12 protein-coding genes are annotated in these 15336 nt (G+C 33.3%); 8 read left to right on the plus strand and 4 right to left on the minus strand.

Annotated elements, in window-relative coordinates; genetic code table 11:
• Window positions 1-119 precede the first annotated feature (119 nt).
• On the minus strand, window positions 120-449 hold the full coding sequence (locus tag AN960_RS17490; RefSeq protein WP_056474010.1) for a DUF1904 family protein: 330 nt from the start codon (window positions 447-449) through the stop codon (window positions 120-122).
• Window positions 450-1412: 963 nt separating this feature from the next.
• On the opposite strand from AN960_RS17490, the gene qoxA reads away from it, so the two are divergent.
• From qoxA to katG, 5 genes are all read left to right on the plus strand, one after another.
• Entirely contained in the window at window positions 1413-2312 is a 900-nt protein-coding gene (gene qoxA, locus AN960_RS17495) for a cytochrome aa3 quinol oxidase subunit II (RefSeq protein WP_056474012.1), read from the plus strand.
• Window positions 2312-4276: a cytochrome aa3 quinol oxidase subunit I gene (gene qoxB, locus AN960_RS17500; RefSeq protein ID WP_056474015.1), complete on the plus strand. Its 1965-nt coding sequence runs from the start codon at window positions 2312-2314 to the stop codon at window positions 4274-4276. The genes qoxA and qoxB overlap by 1 nt, the downstream gene beginning before the upstream one ends.
• The gene (locus tag AN960_RS17505; RefSeq protein ID WP_056474257.1) at window positions 4245-4844 is read left to right on the plus strand and encodes a cytochrome c oxidase subunit 3; all 600 of its coding nucleotides are present in this window, start codon (window positions 4245-4247) and stop codon (window positions 4842-4844) included. The genes qoxB and AN960_RS17505 overlap by 32 nt, the downstream gene beginning before the upstream one ends.
• Window positions 4841-5122, plus strand: coding sequence for a cytochrome aa3 quinol oxidase subunit IV (gene qoxD / locus AN960_RS17510; RefSeq protein ID WP_056474017.1), 282 nt, complete (start codon window positions 4841-4843; stop codon window positions 5120-5122). Before AN960_RS17505 ends, qoxD begins: the two co-directional genes overlap by 4 nt.
• Before the next feature lie 805 nt (window positions 5123-5927).
• Window positions 5928-8111 carry a catalase/peroxidase HPI gene (katG, locus tag AN960_RS17515; RefSeq protein WP_056474020.1) on the plus strand — a complete coding sequence of 728 codons (2184 nt, stop codon included), beginning with the start codon at window positions 5928-5930 and terminating at the stop codon, window positions 8109-8111.
• A gap of 221 nt (window positions 8112-8332) precedes the next feature.
• Here the strand turns inward: katG and AN960_RS17520 are convergent, their stop codons facing one another.
• The gene (locus AN960_RS17520) at window positions 8333-9544 is read right to left on the minus strand and encodes an MFS transporter (RefSeq protein ID WP_056474023.1); all 1212 of its coding nucleotides are present in this window, start codon (window positions 9542-9544) and stop codon (window positions 8333-8335) included.
• A 183-nt stretch (window positions 9545-9727) separates the two neighbouring features.
• Here AN960_RS17520 and AN960_RS17525 point away from each other — a divergent pair, with 183 nt between their 5' ends.
• Together AN960_RS17525 and AN960_RS17530 are read left to right on the plus strand one after the other, a co-directional pair.
• Window positions 9728-10396, plus strand: coding sequence for a DNA alkylation repair protein (locus tag AN960_RS17525; protein ID WP_056474026.1), 669 nt, complete (start codon window positions 9728-9730; stop codon window positions 10394-10396).
• A 221-nt stretch (window positions 10397-10617) separates the two neighbouring features.
• Window positions 10618-11823 carry a D-alanyl-D-alanine carboxypeptidase family protein gene (locus AN960_RS17530; protein WP_056474029.1) on the plus strand — a complete coding sequence of 402 codons (1206 nt, stop codon included), beginning with the start codon at window positions 10618-10620 and terminating at the stop codon, window positions 11821-11823.
• A 44-nt stretch (window positions 11824-11867) separates the two neighbouring features.
• Here the strand turns inward: AN960_RS17530 and AN960_RS17535 are convergent, their stop codons facing one another.
• Together AN960_RS17535 and AN960_RS17540 are read right to left on the minus strand one after the other, a co-directional pair.
• The gene (locus tag AN960_RS17535; RefSeq protein ID WP_056474032.1) at window positions 11868-12878 is read right to left on the minus strand and encodes an inorganic phosphate transporter; all 1011 of its coding nucleotides are present in this window, start codon (window positions 12876-12878) and stop codon (window positions 11868-11870) included.
• An 11-nt stretch (window positions 12879-12889) separates the two neighbouring features.
• Window positions 12890-13510: a DUF47 domain-containing protein gene (locus AN960_RS17540; RefSeq protein ID WP_056474035.1), complete on the minus strand. Its 621-nt coding sequence runs from the start codon at window positions 13508-13510 to the stop codon at window positions 12890-12892.
• A gap of 324 nt (window positions 13511-13834) precedes the next feature.
• Between AN960_RS17540 and AN960_RS17545 the strand changes: the two genes are divergently transcribed.
• The gene (locus AN960_RS17545; RefSeq protein WP_056474037.1) at window positions 13835-15229 is read left to right on the plus strand and encodes an aldehyde dehydrogenase; all 1395 of its coding nucleotides are present in this window, start codon (window positions 13835-13837) and stop codon (window positions 15227-15229) included.
• Window positions 15230-15336 lie beyond the last annotated feature (107 nt).

The following is a 15336-nucleotide window of genomic DNA, read 5'->3' on the forward strand; positions in this document are numbered from 1 at the left end:
ACATAGTTGAAATGTCCCGAAATGACATCGTCCTATAGGTACACATGCCCCGGAAATATCGATTTTTACCGAAAAAAAAGGTCAGCCGATTTGCTGACCTAAATTATTTCGAAATATCATTATGAAAATCTCTTCCCATTTATATAATAACAATCCTCTTGATATGTAATAAAAGCAATTTCAAATTCAGGAATATTTAATGTGTTAATATGTTTCTCAATTGTAGCTGCGAAACGATCTCTAGTTTCAACTCCACGTTCAAACCACTTCACTTCAATAAATGGAAAACTTTCTACAATTTCGCCATTAAAAATTGAAGTTGAATGAATACAATCAACCGTAAAATTATCAGTTCCACATTCACAAACCACTGCGAGTTCATCGATCAATGGCTTGCTAATTTTGCAAATATCATCAGTCGAAATCCCTTTGATTAATAATTGAGGCATAAATGTCCCACCTTTTTTCTACAATTATAACTTAAATTACGTTGAAAATTAAATGAGTTTAATTTTTCCAAGTAGGTTTTCTATGTTTACATAGAATTCGCTTATCTTTAAAAATAAGGAGTTAAACAATATTAAAACTTCCTATATAGATTGTACAAAAAAAGAAATCAGTAGAGGGTTCAAAGGAAAGAAGTGACAATTCAAAATTTGCAAGCAGGAAAAAACTTAGTATTGAAAAATCCAACTTTGATTGCAAAGTGCTTTATGAACATATTATATTAATCATTTGGTATATAGAATATTTCTGTTTCTAATAAAAAAACCAATAATTGGTATTGATAATCATTTTCAACTATGGTAATCTAAAATTAATAAAAGAAGTTTAAGAAATAAACCATTGTTTTTCTTAGTTCTTCGTTTGTATGCACATTAAAAAGTAAAATGTGGAATGCAACCCTAGAACCCCCCAAAACCCTAAAGAAGAGAAGAACGTGCTAGGACAGTAGTTTTTCTCTTCACCAAATTAATAACCCTGTATTTTGACGCAGATCATTCTGCGTTATTTTTTTTGTGTGAAAATACAGATTATTTTGTGAAATTCTAAAAAAAATATTATACTAATTTACTAATATGTATGTTTCAAAAATGTGAACGAAAAGTTAATCAAAATCTAATATTTGTCTAAAATGTGAACGTTGTGAATAAGTGAGCAAACGAGTACAGCCGTTGGTATATATAGGTTTTTAAGAAAAAATCATATTTTCAAATATGTCTAAAATGTGAACACTGTTTTTTTCCTTCCAAAAAGGAAATTAATTGTTTGTTTTTTTAATTAAAGTATCTTACTATAACTGTGGACATTGTTTGTCATTTTAGTGACAATTTATAAAAATACTTATCTAAGAAATAATTCAAAAAAACTATTTTGAACTTTTTACTTACGTTATAGGAAGGAAGAGCGAAATGAAAAAATTTCTAATGGGCATGATGATCATGCTGGTTGCATTAGTAATGGGTGCTTGTGATAAGATTGCAGTTCTTAATCCAAAGGGTCCAGTTGCTAAAACGCAAGCGGATACGATTATCTTCTCAATGTTGATGATGTTAGGAGTTTTACTAGTAGTTTACATTCTTTATATTGTTATTCTATATAAATATCGTGCTAGTAAACTTCCAAAAGATTACGAACCTCCTCACGAAGAGGGAAGTAAAACGCTAGAAATTATTTGGACTGTCATCCCAATAATTATTGTTGCAGTTTTATCTGTAGTAACTGTTAAAACAACTAATGCAGTTGAAACTGTACCAAAAGGTCATGAAAATGATAAACCGCTTGTTATTTACGCAAGTTCTTCAAACTGGAAATGGCATTTCTCTTATCCTGAACAAGGAATTGAAACTGTTAACTATGTAAATATTCCAACGAATAGAAATGTAGAATTCAGACTTTATTCATTCGGTCCGATTACAAGTTTTTGGATTCCACAATTAGGTGGACAAAAATACGCGATGAGTGACATGGTAACTAAATTAAATTTTGTTGCTTCAAATGAAGGTTCTTACATTGGTAAGAACAGTAACTTCAATGGTAAAGGCTTTGCTGGAATGGAATTTGAAGTACTAGCAATGAATAATAAGGATTTTAACGGCTGGGTGAAAGACGTTAAAGGAACAGCTCCTGCTTTAACAGAAACAGAGTTTAATAAATTACTAAAAATTGAACATTTAGGTAGAAAGACATATAGTTCAACTCATTTAGGATTTAGACCAGCTCCAGAAGGTAAAAATGCAGGACATCAACATGGTTCTATGAAGGATTCATCTGATCACCATGACATGGATAATATGGAGGGGATGAAATAATGGGTTTTAAATGGGATCACTTTTTTGTAACAGGTGAACCAATGATCTATGGCGCAATGGTGAGTATCGTTGTTGTAACTCTTGCTATTGTAATTGGTTTAACCAAATTTAAAAAATGGGGTTATTTATGGAAAGAATGGTTAACAACTGTTGACCATAAACGTATCGGTGTAATGTATATTCTGTGTGCATTATTAATGCTATTCCGTGGTGGAGTAGATGCATTATTAATGCGTGCACAGTTAGCAGGACCAGATTTAAAAATATTAGATGCACAGCATTATAATGAAATTTTTACAACACACGGCTTAATTATGATTCTGTTCATGGCGATGCCTTTCATTATTGGATTAATGAACATCGTTATTCCTTTACAAATCGGAGCTCGTGACGTAGCATTCCCTTACTTAAATGCAGTAAGTTTCTGGTTATTCTTTGCAGGTGCAATGCTTTTAAATTTAAGCTTTGTTATCGGTGGATCACCAGATGCTGGTTGGACAGCTTACTTCCCTCTAGCTAGTAAGCAATTCAGCCCAGGAGTTGGGAATAACTATTACGCAATTTCGCTTCAAATTGCTGGTCTAGGTACATTGATGACTGGTATTAACTTTATCGTTACAATTTTAAAAATGCGTGCACCAGGTTTGAAATTAATGAAATTACCAATGTTTACATGGAGTATCTTAATTACAAACGTTATTATCGTATTCGCATTCCCAGTATTAACTGTAGCTTTAGCATTAATGATGTTTGATCGTGAGTTTGGTACTCAATTCTTTACGATGGCACATGGTAATGATATGCTTTGGGCGAACTTATTCTGGATTTGGGGACATCCTGAAGTTTACATCGTTATTCTTCCAGCATTCGGTATATATAGTGAAATTATAGCTACATTCTCAAGAAAGAATTTATACGGATATAAGAGCATGGTTGTCAGTATGATCGCCATTTCTGCTCTAAGTTTCCTTGTATGGGTTCACCATTTCTATACAATGGGTCAAGGCTCTGTTGTAAATGGCTTCTTTAGTATTACAACAATGGCAATTAGTATACCAACCGGTGTTAAAATATTTAACTGGTTGTTTACATTAAGAAAAGGTAAGATCGAATTTACCGTTCCAATGTTGTACTCACTAGCATTTATTCCGATCTTTACAATCGGTGGGGTTACAGGAGTAATGCTAGCTATGGCAAGTGCTGACTACCAATATCATAATACGATGTTCTTAGTTGCTCACTTCCATTATGTATTAATTCCAGGTACTGTTTTTGCGGTAATCGCAGGATTCTACTATTGGTTCCCTAAAGTATTTGGTTTCAAATTAGATGAAAAAATTGGTAAGATTACGTTCTGGACAATTATCGTTAGCTTTAACGTAACATTCTTCCCATTATTCTTATTAGGATTAAAAGGTATGACTCGCCGTACTTATACTTATAGTGCAGAGTCAGGTTTCGGACCTTTAAACTTGATTGCTACAATTGGAGCTGTTGGGTTAGCAGTCGGATTCTGTTTACTTGTTTACAATATTTATTACAGTGTACGTTACGCACCAAGAGAAACAACTGGTGATCCATGGAATGCAAGAACATTAGAGTGGGCAACAAGTAGTCCAATTGCTCCTTATAATTTCGCAGTTATTCCAAAAGTTGATTCTTTAGATCCATTCTGGAAAGCTAAAAAAGAAGGTAAATCTTTACTTGAAGGCGAGATTACAGATATTCATATGCCAAGTAATAGTGGTATACCTTTCATTTTAGGTGCAGCATTTATGGCATTTGGTTTCTTCTTAATATTTGAATGGTGGGTACCAATGATTGTATTTGCAGTTCCTGTCGCACTATGCTTAATTGCACGTTCTTTCCAACGCGATCATGGCTACCATATTCATAAAGAAGAAATTATTGAAACAGAGAAAAAATTACGAGGTGATCATTATGAGCAGCAGGCCTCTGTATAGTCTAGGTGAAGAAAGTTCTAATAAGATTCTAGGCTTCTGGATATTTTTAGGAGCGGAGATTGCTTTATTCGGAACATTGTTCGCAGTTTACTTCACTTTAGCGAATAACACTGGTTCAGCACCTACTCAAAAAGAATTATTTGAGATGAAAGGTGTAATGATAGAAACATTTGCCCTATTAACAAGTAGTTTTACGATTGGTTTAGTCGTGAACGCAATAAAATTAAATCACAAAAAAGCTTTTATAAGCTTCCTTGTTTTAACACTAGCTTTAGGTGCAGTCTTCCTTGGAGTAGAGATTACAGAGTTCTTTACTTATGTTCATGAAGGTGCAACAATCCAAAGTAGTGGAGCACTATCAGCATTATTCGTATTATTAGGTACTCACGGTGCCCACGTATCATTCGGTATGTTATGGGGTATTGCAATCTTAATTCAAGTTTCTCGTGAGGGAATTACAGAAACTACAGCAAACAAAACATTTATTTATTCATTATACTGGCACTTCTTAGACGTAGTATGGATCTTTATCTTCAGTTTTGTTTACGTGAAAGGACTGATTGGATGAGCGCATTATTCCCTAAGCATCAAGTGGTTGGCTTCATCCAATCACTTGTTCTAACAATCATAGCTTTAAGTGTTTACTATTTAAATTTACCATTTAATGTATCATTTATTATTTTAATTGTAACTGCATTATTACAAGGCGGTCTTCAGTTAATTGTTTTCATGCATATGAATGAAAATGAAAACAAACGTGTATTATATATCAATTTAGGCTACGCAGTATTTATTGCTGTAGCAATTGTCTTCGGTACTCTTTGGACATTAGTTTGGGGTATGTAATATAAAAAAGCTCTTCGATATTCGAAGAGCTTTTTAATATGTTGAAAAACAATCTTGTCAATTAATTATCAAATTTTCGTAAAGGAGTAGAGTGATGTTGATTTCCATTACAGGATGCTCGCTTTCCATGGGGCGAGAGCTGAGCCTCCTCGGCAAGCCTGCGGGGTCTCAGCCTTCCCGCATATCCCATAGGAGTCGAGCATCCCTCCATTCCAATCAACTAATTCATCAAAAAAAGTTTACGATAAAAACCTAATTTAATATCCTTTACTTAGTGAAATCTAACAGAATATTAAACAGTTTGTAAGTCAATTAAAATTTAACATCAACTCTGAAACGCTCTTCTAAATTCGAAGAGCTTTTTCACTTTTTTAAAGGTAGTATTTTGATTTTCTTACACAACTTAATGCAAGATCGTTTAATTAAGTAAAATAAAAAAGGAGTAAATCAATTAAATAGCAGGTCGATTTGTATTAAATGTAGAAGTAAGTAATTAATATTCGAGGTTATACTTATGAACGATTACATAAAAACACGTGGGATAAGGTTTGAAATGAGACTGTATTAACAATGGTTTGATGTCTCTAATTGAATTAAAGTTGGACAAAGTATTCCCCTTAAAAGTTAATGTCATCAATTGTTCACAATGTTAAGAATTATATCTTATTTGTGATAGTTATTTCTATTATTATATGTAATAGTTTAATATAATGATTGCATAATAATTAATCATATCTTGTTTAAAAAGTAATACAAGATACATAATTATTTGGGTATTTATTTACTAATAAGGAGGAATACAAGTATGGAAACGAATGACAATTCTAACATTGCAAAGTGCCCGTTTAATCACGGTAGCACTACTACTCCTAAAACTGGTGGTACAGTAAATAAAGACTGGTGGCCAAACCAGTTAAATTTGAACATTCTACACCAGAATGACAGAAAATCTAACCCTATGGATGAAGAATTTAATTATGCAGAAGCATTTAACAAGTTAGACTATCAAGCACTTAAGCAGGATCTTCACACTCTTATGACAAACAGTCAAGATTGGTGGCCTGCTGATTATGGACATTATGGTCCATTCTTTATACGTATGGCTTGGCACTCAGCAGGTACATATCGTACAGGTGATGGCCGTGGTGGAGGAGGAACTGGTACACAGCGTTTTGCTCCACTAAATAGTTGGCCTGATAATGGAAATCTAGATAAAGCCCGTCGCCTGCTTTGGCCGATTAAGCAAAAGTATGGTAACAAGATTTCTTGGGCTGATTTATTTATACTAACAGGTAATGTTGCTATTGAATCAATGGGCGGTAAAACATTTGGTTTTGGAGGCGGTCGAGAAGACGTTTGGCATCCAGAAGAAGACGTCTACTGGGGTAATGAAACGGAATGGCTAGGGGATAAGCGTTACACGGGTGATCGTGACCTTGAGAATCCACTGGCTGCTGTTCAAATGGGTCTTATCTATGTTAACCCCGAAGGACCAAACGGTAATCCAGATCCTATTGCAAGTGGTCGTGACATACGCGAAACCTTTGCTCGTATGGGAATGAATGATGAAGAAACAGTTGCACTAATCGCTGGAGGACATACTTTTGGTAAAGCCCACGGCGCAGGAGATGCTGCTCATGTTGGTCCGGAACCAGAAGCAGCTCCGATTCATTCTCAAGGCTTAGGCTGGCTAAGTACTCATGGCTCTGGTAAAGGTCGTGATACTATTACTAGTGGTATTGAAGGTGCCTGGACTGCAAACCCAACAAAATGGGATAATGGTTACTTTGACTTATTGTTTAAATATCAATGGTGGCTTACTAAGAGTCCAGCAGGTGCATTTCAGTGGCTTGCTGTAAACCCTGAGGAGCAGGATCTTGCTCCAGATGCAGAAAATCCAACCGTTCGTGTTCCTACAATGATGACTACTGCTGATATGTCATTGCGTTTTGATCCAGAATATGAAAAGATAGCTCGTCGTTTCCATGAAAATCCAGAAGATTTTGCCGATGCATTTGCTCGTGCATGGTTTAAACTAACGCACAGAGATATGGGGCCACGTTCAAGATATCTAGGTCCGGAGGTCCCAGAAGAAGTTTTAATATGGCAAGATCCTATACCGGCTTGTGAAAATGAAATAACTGATGCAGAGGTTGAAAAGATCAAATTAATGATCCTTGACACAGGACTTACAATTAGTGAATTGGTAAATACTGCTTGGGCTTCAGCAAGTACTTTCCGTGGCTCAGATATGCGTGGTGGTGCTAATGGAGCTCGAATCCGTCTAGCTCCACAGAAGGATTGGGAAGTAAACCAGCCTGACCAACTTGCAAAAGTACTGAATGCACTAGAGAGTATTCAAAACCATCTACATAAGAAAGTCAGCATGGCTGATTTGATTGTACTTGGTGGTAGTGTCGCAGTAGAGAAAGCTGCACAAGATGCAGGTTTTGATGTAAAAGTTCCTTTTACTCCAGGACGTGGAGATGCAATACAAAAGCAAACAGATTTAGAAAGTTTTGCAGTGCTAGAGCCGATCGCTGATGGTTTCAGAAACTATCAAAAGAAACAATATAGTGTAAATTCAGCAGAGCTATTAGTAGATAAGGCACAACTATTAGGCCTTACCGCACCAGAAATGACTGCACTTATTGGCGGCTTGCGCGTATTAGGTACAAACTATAATGGCACACAACACGGAGTGTTTACTAATCGAGTTGGCACACTTACTAATGACTTCTTCGTAAACTTGCTAGACATGGGAATTGCGTGGACACCTGTTGACGGAGACGTATTTGAAGGACGTGATCGCAAGTCAGGTGAGAAAGTACGTACTGCAACTAGTGTTGATTTAGTGTTCGGTTCAAATTCAGTGCTACGCGCGATAGTAGAAGTGTATGCTCAAGACGATAACAAAGAGAAGTTTGTGCGTGACTTTATCGCTGCATGGGTTAAGGTAATGAATGCAGATCGCTTCGACCTTGCATGAAAAAACATAGATTATGAAAAAACTAAACTTAATAATATAATTTAAAGAAAAATCCTTCCTGACCAATCAGGGAGGATTTTTCTAGGTAAAGGATGAAATTGTTGCTTGCAATCATTCTGAAAAACTAATGTACAGTCTACATACAAAAGGCTGTCATATAGACAGCCTTTTTAGGTTGTAAATTAAGATTTAAAAGAGCTTATAGGAAAATACTTTCTCACTTAAGCTGATTTTTTTCGATCATTTGGTAGCATAAAAGCTACTAAACCTAGTAGTGGTAAGAAGCTACATAAATTCATTACGAATTTTAAGCTAGTAGCATCGGCAATTACACCTAATAATACTGCTCCTAAAGCACCCATTCCAAATGCTAAACCAACTATTAATCCACTTACTAAACCAACTTTTCCAGGAACTAATTCTTGAGCGTAAACAACAATTACACTAAAAGAACTTGAACTAATAATTCCTATTAAAAATAAGATTGGAATAACTGCCAGTAAAGAGATATGAGGTAATAATAAGGCTAATGGAAATGTACCAACTAATGAAAACAAAATCATATTCCGTTTTCCGAAGCGATCAGCTAGCGTTCCACCTATGAAAGTACCTATTACGCCTGCAATCATAAATATAAATAAATATAATTGTGTGCTTTTAATCGATAAACCATAACTTTTAATTAAATAAAACTGATAATAATTTCCTATGCCCGCTGAGTACCAAGAACGTGCAAATGTAATAAATACAAGCAGTATAATAGCAAATTTGACAGCTGATGTAATTTTGATACTTTCACCTGAAGACTGATCTTTACCTTTTAATTTAAACGGGTTTTCTTTTAGTTTATTTCGATACCAAGTGGATACGTATATTAATACACAAATTCCAATGGCAGCTAGGAGTGTAAACCATGCAGCACCTTTTTGTCCTAGAGGTACGAAAATTAGTGCTGTAAAGATTGGAGCCAGTGAGTTCCCTGTATTTCCGCCTACCTGGTAGATAGCTTGAGAGAGTCCTCTTTTTGAACCAGACGCCAAGAAGGCAACTTTTGAGCCCTCTGGATGGAAGATGGCAGAACCTATCCCAATTAATAGAACAGATAATAATACAATAAATAAATTAGGAGCAAATGCTAAGCAAAGCATTCCTAATAAACTGGATGCCATTCCAATAGGTAGGAGAAATGGTGACGGCTTCCGATCGGAAAAGATCCCGAAAACGGGTTGCATTACAGAGGAAGTCATATTTAGCGCAAAGGCTATGAATCCAATTTCTGTATAAGTTAAATTCATGGTCTTTTCTAGAATTGGAAATATGGCTGGTACAACTGCTTGCATAGAATCATTTAATAAATGCCCTAAACTGATTGCAAATAAAATTTGATACATTGTTGACTGATTAATAACCTTTGTATTAACTGCTGGTTGCATAATATCCTCCTTTCTTATTGACGTATCTATCATAAACTAATCTTCGGAAAATTTACACAATTTTGCTCCATACACTTTTCATTAATCTTGATGCTCATTTATAATAGAAGAAATAATAAGTTGCTATGCTAAGCGAATTTTTTAATAAAGATGATCACGATTGTAATCGATAGGGAGTGTAGGATGGACAACTATTCAACAGAACTAATGAGATTTTTTAAAGAGCATAAAAATGATATAAATCGGCCCGCAATGGAAGCATATATGAAAAATAGATTTACATTTTTAGGAATTAAAGCACCAGAACGGAATGCACTGTTGAGAAAGTTTCGAATGAGTAATGGCGAACCACCAAATTTAGAATCAATTATCGATATTTGGAGCTTAGAGGAAAGAGAATTTCAATACATTGCATTGACATATTTGGACCGCCAGTATAAAAAAGCAGAGGTTGAACGGATAAAATTATATGAACAACTAGTAGTCGAAAAGTCTTGGTGGGATACAGTTGATACAATTGCTGGACGATTAATTAGTTATCATTTTTTAATTTATCCAGAATTGATTGATGAGTACGCTAGTAAGTGGATAACTTCGGATAATATGTGGCTGAATAGAGTAACTTTATTATTTCAAATGAAGTTTAAAGAGAAAACTGATCAAGAGCGTCTATTTCATTATTGCCGACTACTCAAAGAAAGCAAAGAATTTTTCATTCAAAAAGCAATAGGTTGGGCGTTGAGAGAATATTCCTATATCAAGCCTAAAGAGGTTAAATTATTTATCAAACAAACTAATTTATCACCTTTAAGCAAAAGAGAGGGATTAAAATATATTGATAAATTAAAGTAATAAATGTGTCGATTTTCCGGGAAATAACCGATATATTTTATTTTAATTGAAAACTATTGCTAAATTAAAGCTAGTTGAGACATTAGTATGAAAAGGTTATAATAGGTGCATTATTGTTTTTTTAAACCACTCCTCTTTTATAGAGTAGCTTATTTAAATTTGAGTTATGTAAACTGTACGAAATAACTAAATGAAAAAAGTTCAAAGGAGATTTAGTGTTCATGAAATCTACTTTTAATCATATTATAAAATTATGTCTATGTATTAGCTTAATTAGTAGCTTCTTTATTCAAAAAACTGTACACGCAGAAGAAATAAAGCTATTTAGTGATAAAGCAATTTCAATATTGGCTGATAGTGGGGAAGTAATTTATAGTAAGAACGCAGATAAAGTTGATTTCCCAGCTAGCACAACTAAAATAATGACCGCAATGGTTATGATGGATCATTTAAAAGAGAATGATAAAATTCAAATGACTAAAAGAAGTATCCAAGAAGAAAAAAGTAATTCTCAAATCCTTTTTTCTGAAGGAGAAGTTTTAGATCGAAATACAGCATTAAAAACAATGATGATTTTAAGTGCCAATGATTTAGCATATGCTATTGGCGAAAGAGTTGGCGGAAATATGGACAACTTTGTAAAAATGATGAATGAAAAGGCTAAAAAGATTGGCGCAAATCACACAAATTTCATGAATCCAAATGGTCTTCACAATGTAAATCATTATACAACTGCCTATGATTTAGCTTTAATAACAAAGGAAGCTTTAAAATACCCATTAATCATTAAAGCAATGGGTACAAAAGATGCTCGTATTAATACATCTAAGCAAAAGAATGTATATATTTTTAATCGTGGAAAAATGTTTAAAAATCCTTACTTCTTTGCAGGGAAAACTGGATACACTGATTCTGCTAGGAATACATTAATTGAAATAGATAAAAAAGACGGCCAAATGATTATTAATATTTTATTACGTTCATCAAAACCGCAATATCTACAAGATATTAAGTTATTAGATTCCTATGCATTTTCAAGAATCCATAAAAAGACTCTTATAAAACAAAGTGATTGGCAGAAGGAATTAAAAATAAGAGATGATTTAATTCATACAAAAATACCGAACGATTTATCTTTTTTGACGGCATTAGGCGCGAATACAAATTACAATATTAAATTAAAACCCATAAATTCATTAGATAAATCATACAAGGAAAATGGGATTTCTAATAATCAAAAACTTGGGACAGTTGAAGTATGGGCCAATAATGAAAAACTTTTTAGTTCTGAGTTATTAGCTGCTAAATCGTATGACCGTCCGACAATCCTTTCTATGAATACATTTATTATTGCAGGATCGGTAATTTTACTTTTGGTGTTAATATTTTTTATTACAAAACCAAAAAGGAAAAGAGAATATATGTAAATAAAAAAGGCGAATCGTATTTTTTACGTTTCGCCTTTTTATTATTAAAGTAAGATTAATTTTAGAATTTGATAGAAAATTGCTGCTACTGTTGCTGAAATTGGGATTGTAATAATCCAAGTGATTACCATTCGTTTTGCAGTACCCCAGTTTACATCTTTAACACGTTGTGCAGAACCTACCCCCATAATAGAAGATGAAATTACGTGTGTTGTACTTACTGGTAAATGTAAAGCAGTAAAGGTGAAAATAATAGCTGCTGAAGATAAGTCAGCTGCTGCACCGTTAATCGGGCGAATTTTCATGATTTTACCACCAACAGTTTTAATAATTTTCCAACCACCAACTGAAGTACCAATAGCCATTGCCATAGCACAACCGATACGTACCCATAATGGAACGTCCGCACCTGCTGGTTCAATTTTAGCGGCAATTAAAGCGATCATGATAATTCCCATTGCTTTTTGTGCATCATTTGTACCGTGTGTAAATGACTGTAAAGAAGCTGTGAAAATTTGAACTAATCTAAAGCCTTTATTCGTTTTAGATAGGTTAGAACGTCTAAAAATAGTTGCTAAAATCGTCATAACAATAAAACCAAGCGTAATTGCAATTACAGGTGAAATTAATAAAGCTTCGATAATTTTAATAAAACCGTCCGCCTCTAAAACGCCAAATCCTTTTGCTGAGACAGCAGCACCAGCAATTGCACCAATGATTGCATGAGAAGAACTACTTGGAATACCGAAATACCAAGTTAATAAGTTCCAAAAGATACCGCCTAATAAAGCAGCGATTACGACAACTAGTCCGTTTGAGCCTTCAATTGTAATCGGATCAACGATACCAGTCGTAATCGTTTTGGCAACTCCTGTAAATGTGATTGCACCAATGAAATTCATTAGAGCTGCTATTAAAATAGCTGTACGTGGTTTCAATGCCTTTGTTGAAACGGACGTTGCAATTGCATTAGCAGTATCATGAAATCCATTAATAAAATCAAACAAAAATGCAAAAATCACGATTAATATCGTAAGTAAAAATAAATGCTCCATTTTATGACTCCTTACGCATTTCGCATGATAATTTGCTCAAGAGTGTTTGCTACATCCTGTGCACTATCAGCTACAGATTCTAAACCTTCGTAGATTTCTTTATACTGAATAATTTTGATAGGATCTTTTTCATTCATAAATAGTTGCTTAATTGAAGTACGTAATAATTCATCACATTGAGATTCGTAATCTTTAATTTTTATTGCATGAACGCGGATTTCTAATAATTTTTTATTTGAAAGTAATTTAACTGCAAGTAAAATTTCTTCAACAGCTTTTTGAAGAATATCAACGAATTTAACCATATATTCATCAGCAGATGTGATTGAATACATTTCAAATCGAGCTGAACAATGTTCAAATCCATCTAATACATCATCCATTTTCATTGCAAGTTGTAAAATATCTTCTCGCTCAATTGGAGTAATAAAGGTTTTGTTTAATTCAACGATTAAAGAGTGAATAAACTTATCACCTTTTGTTTCATATTCTTTCATTTCTTCTTGAAACTTTTTTAAGTCGCTTGCATTTTTTATTTTAAAATCAACGTAATACTTTGATGAAACGTGCAAGTTTTCAGCTATACTTAAAAGCTTTTCAAAGAATACATCCTTTTTTTGTCCAAAAAACATTATGATTCCTCCAACTAAAACATATAATTTATTATCACCTTCACATTTATCAGTTAATTTTAAAATGTCAGAAACTATGTAAAAATGTCGAAAAAAGTAAAGGCCACGTTAATAATAATAATTGGTTTTTGAAATTAATCAATTAAAAACGTTTAATTAATTTACAAATTTACAATATCTTTACATTCCCTTAACAAAGTTAATATTTCGATTTCTACACTAAGTTAATATTAATAATAGTATTCACAGAAATATTGACTTTATGTGAGATTTTAATTTAGCATTAGATTATACGTTTAAACTATTGGACTAAAAAAGGATGTGATGATTTTGGAAAGTACATATAAAGCATCTGAAATTACACAATTAGTAACTAAGCAAAAAGCATTTTTTCAGACTGGTTCAACTAAAACTTCAAATTTCCGAATTGAACAATTAAAAAAATTATATAAATCAATCGTAGAGAACGAAGATGAAATAAAAATAGCCTTAAAAAAGGATTTAAATAAGTCAGATTTTGAAGCCTATATGACTGAAATAGGATTTACTTTAAAAGAAATATCGGAAGCAATTAAACAGATTAAAAAATGGATGAAGCCTAAAAAAGTTAAAACTCCGATTACGCATATTGGTACAAAAGGATATATTTACAGAGAACCGTATGGAGTAACATTAATTATCTCCCCTTGGAATTATCCATTTCAATTAACGATGGCTCCATTAATTGGTGCAATCATTGGGGGAAATACTGCTATTATTAAACCATCGGAATTAACGCCAAATACATCAATCATTATTAATAAAATAATTAATGAGAATTTTGATAAAGAATATATCGCAGTAGTTGATGGTGGAATTGAAGAAAGCACGATCTTATTACAACAAAAATTTGATTTCATCTTTTTTACTGGCAGTGTTCAAGTTGGAAAAATTGTGATGGAAGCAGCAAGTAAACTTTTAACGCCATTAATACTTGAATTAGGTGGGAAAAGCCCAACAATTGTACATAACGATTCGAATATCCAACTAGCTGCGAAAAGAATCGTTTGGGGGAAATTTACGAATGCAGGACAGACTTGTATTGCACCAGATTATATTTATGTCCACAAATCAGTAAAAATGGACTTTATTGAGGCTTTAAAGAATGAAATTGTTCAGTTTTATAGTAATAAACCTTTGTTAAATAATGATTATACAAAGATCATCAGTGATCGCCATTTTAATCGTTTGGTTGGATTTTTGAATAATGGTGAAATCCTACATGGAGGGGAATTTGATCAATTATCTCATAAAATCGAACCGACTTTAATTTCTGATTTATCTTGGGATTCACCAATTATGTCTGAAGAAATATTCGGTCCCATTTTACCAATCCTTACCTATGAAAATATAGATGAAGTAATATATGAAATTAATCAACACCCTAAGCCATTAGCACTATATGTATTTACAGAAAGTAAACAGATAGCTAATAAAGTAATTGAGAGAGTCCCATTTGGTGGTGGATGTGTAAACGATACTCTTTATCATATGGCGAATCCGAATTTACCTTTTGGTGGGGTAGGAGAAAGTGGTTCAGGAAATTATCATGGGGAGTACAGTTTTGCTGCATTTACACATGAGAAAAGTGTCCTTTTACAAACAACTAAAATTGACTTGAAAATTAGATATCATACAACAAAAAACGCTTTACGGTTTATTCGTAAATTGTTAAAATAAAGGTTAATTGTAACTTAGTTTCTTAGCTCCTTGACAAAAGGGGCTTTTTATATGTTAAAAATAATTTATTCATTTTTACATAATAATAAAATATTAATATAGATGGG

This window comes from Bacillus sp. FJAT-25509 (assembly GCF_001420605.1).
Classification (GTDB): Bacteria; Bacillota; Bacilli; order Bacillales; family Bacillaceae_G; genus Gottfriedia.

What these genes read in the sequence shown, in the direction of transcription:
- qoxD (WP_056474017.1), top strand. Translation starts at nt 4,841, where the DNA reads ATGAGCGCATTATTCCCTAAGCATCAAGTGGTTGGCTTCATCCAATCA.
- AN960_RS17490 (WP_056474010.1), bottom strand. Translation starts at nt 449, where the DNA reads ATGCCTCAATTATTAATCAAAGGGATTTCGACTGATGATATTTGCAAA.
- AN960_RS17530 (WP_056474029.1), top strand. Translation starts at nt 10,618, where the DNA reads ATGAAATCTACTTTTAATCATATTATAAAATTATGTCTATGTATTAGC.
- AN960_RS17520 (WP_056474023.1), bottom strand. Translation starts at nt 9,544, where the DNA reads ATGCAACCAGCAGTTAATACAAAGGTTATTAATCAGTCAACAATGTAT.
- AN960_RS17535 (WP_056474032.1), bottom strand. Translation starts at nt 12,878, where the DNA reads ATGGAGCATTTATTTTTACTTACGATATTAATCGTGATTTTTGCATTT.
- qoxB (WP_056474015.1), top strand. Translation starts at nt 2,312, where the DNA reads ATGGGTTTTAAATGGGATCACTTTTTTGTAACAGGTGAACCAATGATC.
- katG (WP_056474020.1), top strand. Translation starts at nt 5,928, where the DNA reads ATGGAAACGAATGACAATTCTAACATTGCAAAGTGCCCGTTTAATCAC.
- AN960_RS17525 (WP_056474026.1), top strand. Translation starts at nt 9,728, where the DNA reads ATGGACAACTATTCAACAGAACTAATGAGATTTTTTAAAGAGCATAAA.
- qoxA (WP_056474012.1), top strand. Translation starts at nt 1,413, where the DNA reads ATGAAAAAATTTCTAATGGGCATGATGATCATGCTGGTTGCATTAGTA.
- AN960_RS17545 (WP_056474037.1), top strand. Translation starts at nt 13,835, where the DNA reads ATGATTTTGGAAAGTACATATAAAGCATCTGAAATTACACAATTAGTA.
- AN960_RS17540 (WP_056474035.1), bottom strand. Translation starts at nt 13,510, where the DNA reads ATGTTTTTTGGACAAAAAAAGGATGTATTCTTTGAAAAGCTTTTAAGT.